The sequence below is a fragment of the Williamsia sp. Leaf354 genome, from assembly GCF_001424365.1.
Classification (GTDB): Bacteria; Actinomycetota; Actinomycetes; order Mycobacteriales; family Mycobacteriaceae; genus Williamsia_A.
Genome location: NZ_LMPL01000005.1, coordinates 820030 through 833305 on the forward strand (window position 1 = coordinate 820030; position 13276 = coordinate 833305).

The window sequence follows — 13276 nt, forward strand, 5'->3', positions numbered from 1 at the left end:
CGACCCCCGGGCCCAACGGGGTGAAGCCCCCTGTCTCGTCGGGGGCATTAGGGGATGCCCCCGCGACCTCCCCGAGGGGCGCCGGAGGGGGTAACGCGATGGGCCCCGATGGCGACATGCGGGAGAAGAATCGGTGGGGTCACGACCCCACCCCAGCGACGAACGGGAGTCGACCTCATGGCCGGAGGCCACCACAATTCCACTGCCGGAGGCCACCACATGTCCACAGCAGACACCCGTCGGCCGTCGGGCCTGGGTATGAAGATCGGCGCCACGATGTCGGTCGCCGTCTCGTCCACCCCGTCGGGTACCTACGACGCGCTGGTCCGGCCCACCGCACTCGATGTCGCGCCCGGTCGTGAACCGGTGCTGGCGTCGGCACGGCAGGGCGCCGGCGCCGAGGGATCGGCCCGACTGTCCGGCTTCACCGAGCGCGTGGGCGATCCGGTGGAACTCGTCGCCGACGACGGCCGTCGTTTCAGCGGCGAGGACCTCTACGCGACGGCGCTGGCGTGTCTGGCCGCCGAGTCGCGCTCGGACGCCACCAGCATCGTCGTGACCTGCCCGAACGGGTGGCAGCCCTACACCGTCGACGTGGTGCGCGCCGCAGCCGACGCCCACGGCCTCTCCGACGTCACCTTCGTGCCCGAGGCCATCGCGAGCGTCGCGGCGGCGCAGGCCACCGGCCGTGACCTGCCGTCCGACGTCGTCGTCGTGTTCGACCTCGGCGGGTCGGCACTCGACATCACCGTCGTCCGCACCGGCGACGAGTCGCAGATCCTGGGCCGACCGACACGGTCGGAGGAGATCAGCGGCGACGCGTTCGATCAGCTGCTGCTGGCCCACGTGCTGCAGTCGGTCGACGCGGTCGACTCGATCGATCCGTTCGAACCCGCGACGATCGAGGCGCTGACCGCACTGCGACGGCGCTGCACAGCGGCGAAGGAGACGTTGTCGGTCGACACCGACACCACCCTCACCGTCGATCTGCCCGGGCTGCACACCGAGACCCGGCTGGTGCGCTCGGAGATCGAGTCGCTGCTGCACGACCAGATGTTCGCGGCGGTGTCGTTGCTGCGTGACGCGGTCACCGCCTCGGGCCACAGCCTGCGCGACGTCGGTGCTCTGCTGCTCACCGGCGGCGGCGCGGCGATGCCGCTGGTGACCGAGATGCTCTCCGGTGTCCTGCGGATCCCGGTGGTCGTCGATGCCGACCCCGCCACCACCTCGGCGTTCGGGGCCGCCATCCTGGCCGCCGAGATCGACGCCGCACCCGGGGTCCTCGACGCCATGCCCGCCAACGCCGCCGCGGCCGCGGCCGAGGTCGCGGGTGCCGCGTCGAACGCCTCGGCCGAGACGGTCGTCTCCCGGACGGTCTCCCCCGCCCCGCGGACGCCGGTCGCCGCGACGTCGACCTCGGGTCGAACCCGTCGACTCGCGATCATCGGTGGTGTCGCGGTGGCGATCGCGCTCATCACCGCGGGCGGGTTGTCGGTCGGTACCGCCCTGAGTTCGTCGGAGAGCCCGGCCGCGACGCCCACCACGGCCACGACACCCTCGGTGTCCACGCCGTCGTCGTCCCCGTCGGCCGCGGCTGCGCGATCGAGTGCGCCCGCCTCCGGGGCGGCGACGTCCGCAGCGGACGACGCGGGGTCGAACGGCTCGGCGAACGGGACCTCACGCGGCTCCACCTCCGGAGGCACCGGTTCGGGTTCGACGGGCTCCGGCTCGGGCGGAACGCGGTCGGGGGGCTCGTCGACGGGCGGCTCCACATCCGGCGGCACCTCGAACGGCGGCTCGGGCGGGGGCACGACCGGCGGCGGATCGACCGGTGGTGGATCGACCGGTGGTGGTTCGACGGGTGGCGGATCGACCGGTGGATCGACGGGGGGCGGTTCGGGTTCCGGTGACACCGGTTCGGGTGGCGACACCGTGCCGGAGCAGACCTTCAACCCCATCCCCACCGTTCCCTCGCTGCCGACCGTGCCCGGCCTCGGCGGCCTGCTCGGCCGCTGAGCACGCCACACGGCCAGGGCCTGCGATGACCGCGGATCGAGACCTTCTCCGCCGCGGCGAACTCGCCGCAATCGGTGGCGAGCGGTAACGGAAGGGTGTTCGATGGCGACTAGGAAGATGACCGTGGAGTCACGACCGGCCGGGGGGTCGTCGTCGATACGTGCTCCCCAATCGGACGGAGCGACCCCCATGGCTGCTGGCCTCGGTGTGAAGATCGGTGCGACCACCTCGGTCGCGGTGTCGGCGACGCCGACGGGCTCCTACGAGGCCCTCGTCCGCCCGACACCTGCGGACGCGGCCTACGCGGCCGCGATCGTCGACCTGGCCGACGAGTCGGGCGCAGACGCGAACGACGTCGTCGTCGCCGGACCCAACGAATGGCAGGGCGCGGAGAACGACGAACTGCGCGACGCCGTCGCGGCGCACGGCCTCTCCGACGTCCGCGTCGTCCCCGAGGCCCTGGCCAGCCTCGCCGCCGCCACCGCTGCGGGCGGCGAACTCGATCACGTGTCCGACGGTTCCCTGGTCGTCGTCTACGACCTCGGCGCCACCGCCCTCGACATCGCCGTCGTCGAGACGGGCGCGGACCCACAGATCATCGGTACGCCCACGCGATCGCACGAGATCAGCGGCGACGCGATCGATCAGCTCGTCGTCGACCACGTGCTCGCGGCATCCGGCGCGAGCGCCGTCGACCCGTCGGACCCCACCGCGGCTGCCGCGATGGCACGCCTCCGCACCGACGCGCGAGCAGCGAAGGAATCGCTGTCGACCGACACCGACGCGTCCGTCGCCGTCGATCTGCCCGGCGCCGCGCCGCGGGCGACCCTGAGCCGTTCCGAGCTCGAATCGCTCGTACAGAACCAGATGTTCGCGTCGATGACGATGCTGCGCGAGGCGGTGACCGCGTCCGGACACCGCTTCCGCGATGTGGGGGCGCTGCTCCTCACCGGCGGCGGGTCGGCGATGCCCGTTGTCGCCGAGATGCTCTCGGGCGTGCTCCGTGTTCCGGTCGTCGTCGATTCCGACCCGGCCACCACCTCCGCCTACGGTGCGGCGATCCTCGCGTCGGGGTCGGGGGCAGCGGCGGTGCCCGCCAAGGCGGCCGCGGCGGCCGGTGGCGCCGCGATGGCGAGCCGAATCCACACCGTGCCCGCCGCGACACCGGCGCCCAGCGCCGTCGATGCGATCGAGAACTCCGGCCGCCGGAAGCGGTTGGCACTCATCGGCGCGTTCGTCACCGTCGCCCTGCTCTCCGCGGGCGGACTCGCGGTCGCCGCCTCGTTGAACTCGGGTTCGGATCCGGCCGACGATGCCGTCGCCACCGCGATCAACCCGCTGGCCGGTTCCAGCTCGTCGACCTCGGCGGCGGCAACGGTCGGCGTCCCGACCATCGTCGAATCACGGATCACCACCACGCCATCGGCCGGACGCACCGATGGCGGCGCGCAGGCTCAAGCTCAGGCCCAGGCACAAGCCCAAGCGCAGGCTCAAGCCCAGGCCCAGGCGCGGGCGCAGGCCCAGGCGCGTGGCGGCAACGCCGCTCCGGCCCAGACCGCCGCGCCTGCCGCACCGGCCGCGCCATCCACCGTGGCGCCGAACCCGCTGCCCAGCAACCCGCAGACCGTGGTGCCCACGGGACGCGGGACCGGCCCGGACCCACTCGACGTCCCGAAGATCACGATCCCGAAGCTGCCCAACCTGCCCGGGATCCCCGGTCTGCCCTGACCTGTCCTCGCCGATGATCGATCACGCCGTGCACGGCGTCGCCCTTGTGGGCATGCCCGAAGCCGGGGCTCTGCTGTCGGCACTCGCCGCCGACGAGCAGCCCGCGCACATCGGGATCAGTGCGGTGGCCGGGGGCGGCAAGACCCTCCTGTTGTCCGCGATCGCCGACCGCCACCGCAGTGCCGGCAGAGCAGTGATCACCTCCGTGTCCGCGGCAGCGGACGCCGGGACCGCGCTGGTGATCGACGACGCCCACGATCTCGACGACACGACGCTCGCACGGCTGGCCTCGATCGCCGCGACCGGCGAGGTGACCGTCGCCGTCGCGGCCGAGCCCCGCGATCACCGACCACTCCTGCGAGATCTGTTCACCGCGATCGGTTCTCACGGTCGGGTCGTCACCCTGTCCGCTGTCACCGCGACCGGGGTCGTCGAACGATCCGGGCGGCGACTGTCACCTGCGGTGGCCACGGCGATCGCGCGGATGAGCGGCGGGAACCGAGCCGCGATCGACGCCGCGATCTCCGCGGTCACCGCGCACGACGCGACCGACTCCGAGCCCCGAACGATGATCGACGTCGCGGCGGAAGCCATCTCGGCGTATCACCACCGCACACTGCGGCGTCTCGACCGGGCCACACTGGGTGTCCTGACCGTCGCCGCCGCCGGTTCCACCCTCGATCCCGACACCGTCGCCCAGACATGCGATCTCGGCACCACGGCCGCGACATCGGCGATCGACGCCTCTCGCGGATCGGGCTTCCTCGGCGACTCCGACACCTTTCTCGCCGATGCCACCCCGGCGCTGACCGCCGTGGTCGGCGCGCACCAGATCGCGTCCACCCACACCGCACTCGTACGGGTACTGCTGGCGCACAACGCACTTCCCCTCGAGCGGGCGCTGGCCGCGGCTGCCGACGGGATGGTCGACCCCGCCCTGGCCGAGACTCTCGTCGACCACGCGCGCGCCGCACGCGGTCACCGGGCGGTCACGATCTGGTCGGCAGCGCGTGCGGCCGGCGCCGACAGGTCGATCTGCGATCGGCCGCTGGCCGCTGCAGCGCTGGGATCCGACGATCTCGACGCGGCCGACCGCATCGCCGACGAGGCGCTCGGCGCCGATGACCGGGCCACGGTGGCGACGGGCGTCCGCATCGCGGCATCGGTCGCGGCCCGCCGCGGAACCTACTCTCGCGCAGCGCAACTCTTCCGCTGGTTGGGATCCGACAGGGCCGGAACGGACGCCGCCGCCGGGGCCGTGGCACTCATCGCCGCGGGTGACCGACCCTCGGCCGAGGACTTCCTCACCGTTGCCGAACAGGCGCCGCCCACCACCGACAACACCGCGGCCGCACATTTGGCCGCCGGTCTCCTGGCCTCGGTCACGGATTCGCCCGCGACAGCGGTCGGCGCGGTGCTGCGATCGGTGTCGACCGCCGCCGACAGCGATCGCATCGAACTCGAGTCCGCCGCCGGCGTCGCCGTCCTGTTGATGCTGCACACCGGGGATCTGGCCGGCGCGACATCGGTCCTCGCCCGGCGCGAGGTCAGGGCCGACGGGGCCGGCGACGCCCGCGGTGACGCACGACTGCTCCTCCTCGACGCCTGGACCGCCATGACCGCCGGCGACCTGTCCCGCGCGGCCGCGCTGGCGTCGTCGGTGACCGTGGGATGCCACCGTGAGCGCCTCCTCGCGCACGCGCTGCGCGCCGGTATCGCCCGTCGCCGAGGCGATTCGGGTGCACTGGCCGGCGCGTGGCGCGACGCGCAGCCGGCGGTCGCGGAGGCAGAGGCCGACCTGTTCGCCCTCCTGCCACTGGGCGAGCTGCGGTTGGCCGCGGTGCGCTGCGGCGACACCGATCGCTTCGCACACCTGGCCGCCGAGGTCGACGGACTACTCGCCGCGCTGGGCGATCCACCGATCTGGGCCGCGGCGTGGCACTGGTACGGCGTACAGGCGGCCATCCTCGCGGGGACCCCGGATGCGTTGGTGCCGCACGCCAGAGCACTCGGGACGGCTGCCGATGCGCACCCCTATGCCGCGGCTCTGGCGCGGGCGGGTCGGGTGTGGCTGCGCGTGCTGCAGGGCGACGACGCCGATCCCCCGCTGTCGGGCGACGAGATCGACCTCGCCGCACACGATCTGCATCGCATCGGTCACGGGTTCGACGGTGCTCGGCTCGCTGCGGAGGGCGCACTGCGCGTGTCCGACACCCGCTCGGCCACCTCCCTGCTGCAGACCGCGCGCACCATCGGGGGAGCACCGTCGGCAGGCGCGTCCGCGGGTCCCGAGGCGCCCGCCGTCCCGGCACCCGGTGCGATCGGCCTCGCCACCCTGTCCGAACGAGAGGCCGAGATCGCCGAGAAGCTCGTGCTGGGCCTCACCTATCGCGAGATCGGGGCGGCGTTGTTCATCTCCGCGAAGACCGTCGAACACCATGTCGCACGCATCCGCCGTCGGCTCGGCTCGACCTCGCGATCGGAGATGCTCTCGACTCTGCGCGCCGCCGGGTACGGCGCCACCGCCTCACAGCCCTGAGACGCGCCCCTCGAGCGTCAACTCCGAGCGTTACTCGACGCCGCGTGATGCCGGTCGTCGCAGACCCGACACCCGCGGGGAGCCGACGGGGTCCTGCGCGAATCCCGAGCACTCGTCACATTCGCTGATCAGGTCGTGTCGGCACCCGATCACGTGGGTGAGGAACTGTTCGGCGCGGGACAGGCGTCGTTGCTGTTCTCTGAGGTGGTGGAGTTGCTCGTACAGCACCCTTGTGCGGTCGGCAGACCCACGATGGAGCACCTGCCGGATCTGCGACAGGCTCATACCGATGCGCTGACAGGCGCGCACCACCTCGACGCGTCGGAGGTGCTCGTCGGTGTACCGCCGGTGGCCCGACGCGGACCTGTCGGCCACCACGACACCCTGGGCGTCCCAATGCCTCAGGACGTGCTCGGCGATTCCGACATGCTCGGCGAGCTCCCCGATCCTCACCCCTACAGTCTCGCAGCTTGACCTCAGGTCGACCTGAAGTTCTACGTTCTCCGACCATGACCACGCAGATCCCGCACCTGCCCGACCCCGTCCACGTCACCGTCGACGGGACATCCATCGCCACCTACGTGCTCGAGAACCGTGGACGCGCCCCCGTCGGGGACGTCGTCTTCTGTCACGGCACGCCGTGGTCCGCGCAGGTCTGGGCCGAGGTCGGCCGGGCGGTGAGCGGGCGTCGACGAGTGTTCCTGTGGGACATGCCCGGATACGGCCACTCGCAACGGGACACCGACGTCCGGATCGATCTCCCGGCGCAGATGTCCCGTTTCGCGGCCCTGCTCACGACGTGGGGGCTCGCCCGCCCGCATGTGATCGCCCACGACATCGGCGGCGCGGTCGCTCTCGGTGCACACCTGCTCCACGGAGCCGAGTACGCGGGCCTGTTCCTCTGGGACGTGGTGACGCTGCACCCCTGGGGCTCAGCATTTTTCGAGCTCGTACGGGCACACGGCGACGTGTTCGCCCAGCTGCCCGCACCGCTGCACCTGGCGTTGGTGGGCGAGTACATCGCGGGTGCCGCACACAGCCACCTGTCCGACGAGTGGAGCAGCGTGCTGACGCGAACCTGGTCGGGACCGTCGGGACAGAGATCCTTCTACCGTCAGATCGCCTCGCTGCATCCGGAGGACACACGACCCGTCGCAGAACGGCTCCACACCGTCCGATGTGCCACCGCAGTCGGGTGGGGCGCTGACGATCCATGGATCCCGGTGGAGCAGGCGCATCGTCTGAGCGAGCTCCTGCCGGGCAGGGGATCGCCGGTCATCCTCGACGACACAGGACATCTCGCGCCCGTCGAGTCACCCGCGCGCGTCACGTCCGCGATCGACGAGTGGCTCGACGCCACCTGAGCGAGGGGTCAGCGAGTGCGTTTGCTGCGGGGTTGCCAGACCACGAGGGCGCTGGTGCGCGGTACGGGGACGAGTTCTCCGCCGTGCCCGCGATGACGCAGATCGTTGCGGGCCGAGGCGAGTTCGCTCTCGAGTTCGCGGACACGCTGCGCGAGGGCGTCGACATGGTTGGTGAGATCGATGATGCGTTTGATGCCCTCGAGATTCACGCCCTCGTCCTGCGAGAGACGCTGCACCTCGCGCAGCAGCTCGACGTCACGCGCCGAGTAGCGCCGGCCGCCGCCGGCGGCGCGCTGCGGACGCACCAGGCCCAGACGGTCGTAGGTGCGCAGGGTCTGGGCGTGCATGCCCGCGAGTTCGGCGGCGACGGAGATCATGAAGACCTCGTCGTCGCCTCCGCCGGCCGATCGGCTCATCACTGATCACCCCATCCGTCCCTCGGCCGGAAACCACTGGCGCGCTCGGCATCGGCGTACTCGCGGAGCTTCTCGACGGCGGCGTCGTCGAGCTTCTTCGGCACCGCGACCTTCACCGTCACCAGCAGGTCACCGGCACCGCCGGCCCGCTTCGTGACACCGCGGCCGCGCACCCGCAGCGTCCTGCCGTCGGCGGTGTTCGGCGGGATCTTCACCCCGACGGTCCCCTCCAGCGTCGGCACCGACACCGTCGCGCCGAGCACCAGTTCGCCGAAGCTGACCGGCAACTCGACCTTCAGGTCGTTGCCGACACGGGTGAACACCGTGTCGGGGCTCACCGTGACGGTCACGTAGAGGTCACCCGACGGCGCGCCACGCAGACCGGCCTCACCCTGTCCGGCGAGACGGATCCGTTGCCCGTCCTCGACGCCGACCGGGATGCGCACGTTGATGGTGCGCGTCCGTACGGTGACGCCGTTGCCCGAACAGTCCGAGCACGGCTCGTCGATGCGCGAACCGGTGCCCTGGCAGTCGGTGCAGGGCTCGCTGAACCCGAACGCACCCTGGTTGCGGCTCACCACGCCGGCACCGTTGCAGGTCGAGCAGACCTTCGGACTGGTGCCGGGTTTCGCGCCGCTCCCGTGGCATGTCGTGCACGGCGACGGCGATGTCAACGACAACGACACCGTCGTGCCGAGCGCGGCGTCGCGGAACGACAACGTCGTCTGCGTCTCGAGATCGTTGCCCCGACGCGGTCGTGTCGCGGTCCGGGGCGCCCGGTTGAACAACCCGCCGAACAGGTCACCGAACGCGCCGTCGCCGCCCGCGGTCGTGCCGGCGTTGCCGAACAGGTCACCGACGTCGAATCCGCCACCGGCGCCGGGTGTCGCCCGACCGCCGCCTCCGTTGAAGCCGCCGCCGAAGCCTCCGCCCGCGCCGTTGCCGCGGAATCGTCCGCCGGCGAAGGCGCTGCGCGTCTCGTCGTACTCCTTGCGTTTCGCGGGATCGGACAGCACGCTGTGCGCCTCCGACACCCGCTTGAATCGCTCCTCCGCCGCGGCATCGCCCGGGTTGGCGTCGGGGTGCAACTCCCGGGCCAGCTTGCGGTACGCCTTCTTGATGGCGTCGGCCGAAGCGTCCGAAGCGACGCCCAGATCCTTGTAGAAGTCGTGTTCCAACCATTCCCTCTGTGGAGCCATAGGGCGTCACCTCCTCTTTCGTGAGAATCGTTGCCCCTGTTGGGGCGAAAAGTTCTGTGTTCGTCGTGATCATGCCCCGAAACCGGACCTCGCACCGCCGAGACGGACCCGGTGGGGGTCGTCGCGGCGGCGCGAGGTCGGTGTCAACTGCTCAGGCGTCGGCCGGGGTGCCGTCGGTCACGGTGACCATCGCGGTCCGCAGCAGGCGGTCGCCGAGGCGATATCCCTGTCGGTAGACCGCCCCGATCACCGGGCTCGCGCCGTCACCGTCGTGCTGCACGGCCTCGTGCAGCGCCGGATCGAACGCATCACCCTCGGCGCCGAAGGCACTGAGCCCCTGCGCCGTCAGCGTGTCGACGATCTTGTCGGCGACACCGCGCAGCGGCCCGCTCTCGAGATCGCCGTGGGCACGGGCCCGGTCGAGGTCGTCGAGCGTGGGCAACAGCGCGTTGATCAACGTCGCCTTGCCCTGTTCGACCGCACCCTGGCGTTCCCGCTCGGCGCGGCGCCGGTAGTTGGCGTACTCGGCCTGCAGTCGCTGCAGGTCGGCCAACAGCTCGGCCTCCTTCGCCGACGGTGACACAGAATTCGGCTCCGCCGAGGCCTCCTCCGGTGTCTGCTCGGCACCGTCGGCCTCACCGGCCTCGGCCGGATCGGCGTTCGCCGCGGCCTCGGCCGCTGCGGACACGTCCTCCGGGTTCACCTCCCCGAGGTCGACCGGATCGCCCGGCTCCTCCTGCGGTGTCCCCGGCTGATCAGCCGTCACTTCTTCTCACCGTCGGTGTCGGTGGGCTCGTCCACGACCTCGGCGTCGACGACGTCGTCGGCACCGGCCGATGCACCCGGAGCGCCCTCGGCGCCACCCTCGGCCGCGGCGTTGGCGTAGATCGCCTGTCCCAGGGCCTGCGACTCGGTGGACAGGGTCTCGACCGCGGTCTTGATCGCGGCGAGATCGGTGCCCTTGAGCGCCTCGTTGGCGCCGGCGATCGCGGCTTCGACCTTCTCCTTGGCGTCGGCGGGAACCTTGTCCTCGTTCTCCTTCAAGAACTTCTCGGTCTGGTTCACCAACGACTCCGCCTGGTTGCGGGTCTCGGCCTCTTCCTTGCGCTTGCGGTCCTCGTCGGCGTGCGCCTCGGCATCCTTGATCATGCGGTCGATCTCGTCCTTCGAGAGGCCCGAGCCGTCCTGGATCCGGATGGTGTTCTCCTTGCCGGTGCCCTTGTCCTTCGCGGTGACGTGCACGATGCCGTTGGCGTCGATGTCGAAGGTCACCTCGATCTGCGGGACACCCTGCGGCGCAGGCGCGATGCCGGCCAGCTCGAACGATCCGAGCAGCTTGTTGTGCGACGCGATCTCACGCTCACCCTGGTACACCTGGATCTGCACCGACGGCTGGCTGTCCTCGGCCGTGGTGTAGGTCTCCGACCGCTTGGTCGGGATGGTGGTGTTGCGCTCGATCAGCTTGTGCATGACGCCACCCTTGGTCTCGATACCGAGGCTCAGGGGCGTGACGTCGAGCAGCAGAACGTCTTTCACCTCACCGCGCAGCACACCGGCCTGCAGTGCGGCACCCACGGCGACGACCTCGTCGGGGTTGACGCCCTTGTTGGGCTCCTGTCCACCGGTGAGCTCCTTGACCAGCTCGCTGACCGCGGGCATACGGGTGGAACCACCGACGAGCACGACGTGGTCGATGTCGCCGACCGAGACGCCGGCGTCCTTGATCACGGCCTGGAAGGGCGCACGGGTGCGCTCGAGCAGATCCGAGGTGATCTTCTGGAACTCGCTGCGGCTCAACTGCTCGTCGAGGAACAGCGGGTTCTTGTCGGAGTCGACGGTGATGTAGGGCAGGTTGATCGAGGTGGACTGACCGGACGACAGTTCGATCTTCGCCTTCTCGGCCGCCTCACGCAGACGCTGCAGCGCCATCTTGTCCTTGGTGAGGTCGATGCCGTTCTGCGCCTTGAACTTGTCGACGAGCCAGTCGACGACGCGCTGGTCCCAGTCGTCGCCACCGAGGTTGTTGTCACCGGAGGTCGCGCGGACCTCGACGACACCGTCACCGATCTCGAGCAGGGACACGTCGAACGTGCCGCCACCGAGGTCGAAGACGAGGATGGTCTGCTCGGACTGGCCCTTGTCCAGGCCGTACGCGAGTGCGGCCGCGGTGGGCTCGTTGACGATGCGCAGGACGTTGAGGCCGGCGATCTGGCCGGCTTCCTTGGTCGCCTGACGCTGCGAGTCGTTGAAGTACGCGGGGACGGTGATGACCGCCTCGGTCACCTCGTCGCCGAGGTAGCTCTCCGCGTCGCGCTTGAGCTTCATCAGCGTGCGGGCGCTGATCTCCTGCGGGGTGTAGTCCTTGTCGTCGATCTTCTGCGACCAGTCGCCCTCGCCCATGTGGCGCTTGACCGAGCGGATGGTGCGGTCGACGTTGGTGACGGCCTGGTTCTTCGCGGGCTGACCCACGAGCACCTCGCCGTTGCGCGCGAACGCCACGACCGACGGTGTGGTCCGCGAACCCTCGGCGTTGGCGATGACGGTGGGTTCTCCACCTTCGAGAACCGACACCACCGAGTTGGTGGTGCCGAGATCGATACCGACAGCACGTGCCATGTTTGTTGCCTCCTTGACGATGCCGCGCGGGGCGCGGCGTTGCTTTCTCCGTTTGCCGAAACCGGGATGAGCGTGCACCCGGATGTCCGTGAACCTCAGCGCGGATGACTCAACTACTACCTGTCGTCAAACTGGTCGTCAACTCAGTTGAGTCGATCTCACTCAGGTTTCGAAGTGTCCAACGGCGCGGACGCGAGATCTGTTCCCGACACCCGCGCCGCCCCGCCGGTATCGTCGGCGCCGATGATCGGTCCCCGTCTCCGCAGCCGCCGGCCGATCGTCGACCCGCGGGGCTTCGTCGCACTGTGCGGCGTGATCGCCCTGGTGGCCGCGATCGCGGTCGTGGTCGCCCTCCCTGTGACCAGCCAGGACGGTCGACATCGGCAGATGAGCCCGGCGTCGGCGGAGGCGTCGCGCACCGCGGCGGCACCGGCCCTGGCCGCGATGAACGCGGTCACCGTGCGCCGATACGTCTACCTCGACGCCACCGCCGGCGACCCGGGTCAGGACTACGGCGACCTGTTCCTCCCGCCCGGACCGCACGCCCGGGGATCGCTCCCGTTGGTGGTCCTGGTGCACGGCGGTGGATGGAACTCGCGGTACGGCGCGGGGACGTTCGTACCGTTCGCGCGCACCCTCGCCGCGCGCGGGCTCGCCGTCTACAACCTCGAGTACCGCAGGCTGGGATCCGGGGGCGGATGGCCGACGACGTTCACCGACGTCGCCGCCGGTGTCGACTTCGTCCCGACCGTGCTCGCCGACAACCCCGCCATCGCCACGGCCGACAGCACCATCGTCGGACACTCGGCCGGCGCGCAGCTCGCGGTGTGGGCGGGCACGCGGCGACCGAGCACGACGCAACCCCCACCCGTCCGCGCGATCTGGCGCCCGACCCGCATCATCTCCCTGGCCGGGCCCCTGAACATGCGGGCCGCCGCCGACACCGGCGACCGACGCGTGATCCGCGCTCTCGGGGGCACGCCGACGCAGGTGCCCGACCGGTACCGAGCCGTCGACCCCATCGAGAACCTCGACCCGAGCGCGTCGATCACGGTGGTGCACGGCACCGCCGACACCGTCGTGCGTCCCAGCCAGTCGACGACCTACGTCGAGGCACTCACCCGCGCCGGCGGCCGTCCGCGCCTCGTGCTGCTGCCGAGACAGAGCCATTCCGCGCTGGTCACCTCGACCTCGTCGGCGTTCCCCCGTGTCGTCGACCTCATCGTCTCGGCCGCCCGGCCCGTGCCCTGAACGAAGCGAACGGGCACTGTTCTGACAGCTCGTTCACAGGTCCGCCCGCCATCCTGGAGACCATGACATCAGCCGACGGGATGCACTCGTGGCCCAGATCACGATTCTGGGTCTGTTCCGATGCCACTGGTAGCGTCGCGGCGATGC

10 protein-coding genes are annotated in these 13276 nt (G+C 70.8%); 5 read left to right on the forward strand and 5 right to left on the reverse strand.

What is annotated here, in order from left to right:
• The first annotated feature begins 219 nt into the window (after positions 1–219).
• The 3 genes from ASG12_RS20455 to ASG12_RS20465 all read left to right on the forward strand — a co-directional run bounded on the left by ASG12_RS20455 (position 220) and on the right by ASG12_RS20465 (position 6283).
• Positions 220–2016 (forward strand): Hsp70 family protein, encoded by a 1797-nt coding sequence (locus tag ASG12_RS20455; RefSeq protein WP_162243454.1) that lies wholly within the window; start codon positions 220–222, stop codon positions 2014–2016.
• 189 nt (positions 2017–2205) lie between these two features.
• On the forward strand, positions 2206–3744 hold the full coding sequence (locus tag ASG12_RS20460; protein WP_055793614.1) for an Hsp70 family protein: 1539 nt from the start codon (positions 2206–2208) through the stop codon (positions 3742–3744).
• Positions 3745–3757: 13 nt separating this feature from the next.
• Positions 3758–6283, forward strand: a complete 2526-nt coding sequence (locus ASG12_RS20465; protein ID WP_055793616.1) for a LuxR C-terminal-related transcriptional regulator — start codon at positions 3758–3760, stop codon at positions 6281–6283.
• Between the two features lie 30 nt (positions 6284–6313).
• Here ASG12_RS20465 and ASG12_RS20470 read toward each other — a convergent pair whose 3' ends face one another.
• Positions 6314–6736 (reverse strand): MerR family transcriptional regulator, encoded by a 423-nt coding sequence (locus ASG12_RS20470; protein WP_082502195.1) that lies wholly within the window; start codon positions 6734–6736, stop codon positions 6314–6316.
• A gap of 56 nt (positions 6737–6792) precedes the next feature.
• Between ASG12_RS20470 and ASG12_RS20475 the strand changes: the two genes are divergently transcribed.
• Positions 6793–7647 carry an alpha/beta fold hydrolase gene (locus tag ASG12_RS20475; protein WP_055793618.1) on the forward strand — a complete coding sequence of 285 codons (855 nt, stop codon included), beginning with the start codon at positions 6793–6795 and terminating at the stop codon, positions 7645–7647.
• A gap of 8 nt (positions 7648–7655) precedes the next feature.
• Here the strand turns inward: ASG12_RS20475 and ASG12_RS20480 are convergent, their stop codons facing one another.
• The 4 genes from ASG12_RS20480 to dnaK all read right to left on the reverse strand — a co-directional run bounded on the left by ASG12_RS20480 (position 7656) and on the right by dnaK (position 11878).
• Positions 7656–8063, reverse strand: coding sequence for a heat shock protein transcriptional repressor HspR (locus ASG12_RS20480; protein ID WP_055793620.1), 408 nt, complete (start codon positions 8061–8063; stop codon positions 7656–7658).
• Positions 8063–9262, reverse strand: a complete 1200-nt coding sequence (gene dnaJ, locus ASG12_RS20485; RefSeq protein WP_055793622.1) for a molecular chaperone DnaJ — start codon at positions 9260–9262, stop codon at positions 8063–8065. The genes ASG12_RS20480 and dnaJ overlap by 1 nt, the downstream gene beginning before the upstream one ends.
• 151 nt (positions 9263–9413) lie before the next feature.
• Complete coding sequence (gene grpE, locus ASG12_RS20490; protein ID WP_055793624.1) at positions 9414–10028, reverse strand: nucleotide exchange factor GrpE; 615 nt, start codon at positions 10026–10028, stop codon at positions 9414–9416.
• A complete protein-coding gene (gene dnaK / locus ASG12_RS20495) occupies positions 10025–11878 on the reverse strand; it encodes a molecular chaperone DnaK (protein ID WP_055793626.1) in 1854 nt (617 codons plus the stop codon). Before dnaK ends, grpE begins: the two co-directional genes overlap by 4 nt.
• A gap of 243 nt (positions 11879–12121) precedes the next feature.
• On the opposite strand from dnaK, the gene ASG12_RS20500 reads away from it, so the two are divergent.
• Positions 12122–13129 carry an alpha/beta hydrolase family protein gene (locus tag ASG12_RS20500; RefSeq protein WP_082502196.1) on the forward strand — a complete coding sequence of 336 codons (1008 nt, stop codon included), beginning with the start codon at positions 12122–12124 and terminating at the stop codon, positions 13127–13129.
• Positions 13130–13276 lie beyond the last annotated feature (147 nt).

Excerpts from the sequence above, each read along its gene's own strand:
- ASG12_RS20455 (WP_162243454.1), top strand. The coding sequence starts at position 220 with ATGTCCACAGCAGACACCCGTCGGCCGTCGGGCCTGGGTATGAAGATC.
- ASG12_RS20475 (WP_055793618.1), top strand. The coding sequence starts at position 6,793 with ATGACCACGCAGATCCCGCACCTGCCCGACCCCGTCCACGTCACCGTC.
- dnaJ (WP_055793622.1), bottom strand. The coding sequence starts at position 9,262 with ATGGCTCCACAGAGGGAATGGTTGGAACACGACTTCTACAAGGATCTG.
- ASG12_RS20460 (WP_055793614.1), top strand. The coding sequence starts at position 2,206 with ATGGCTGCTGGCCTCGGTGTGAAGATCGGTGCGACCACCTCGGTCGCG.
- ASG12_RS20465 (WP_055793616.1), top strand. The coding sequence starts at position 3,758 with ATGATCGATCACGCCGTGCACGGCGTCGCCCTTGTGGGCATGCCCGAA.
- dnaK (WP_055793626.1), bottom strand. The coding sequence starts at position 11,878 with ATGGCACGTGCTGTCGGTATCGATCTCGGCACCACCAACTCGGTGGTG.
- ASG12_RS20500 (WP_082502196.1), top strand. The coding sequence starts at position 12,122 with ATGATCGGTCCCCGTCTCCGCAGCCGCCGGCCGATCGTCGACCCGCGG.
- ASG12_RS20480 (WP_055793620.1), bottom strand. The coding sequence starts at position 8,063 with ATGAGCCGATCGGCCGGCGGAGGCGACGACGAGGTCTTCATGATCTCC.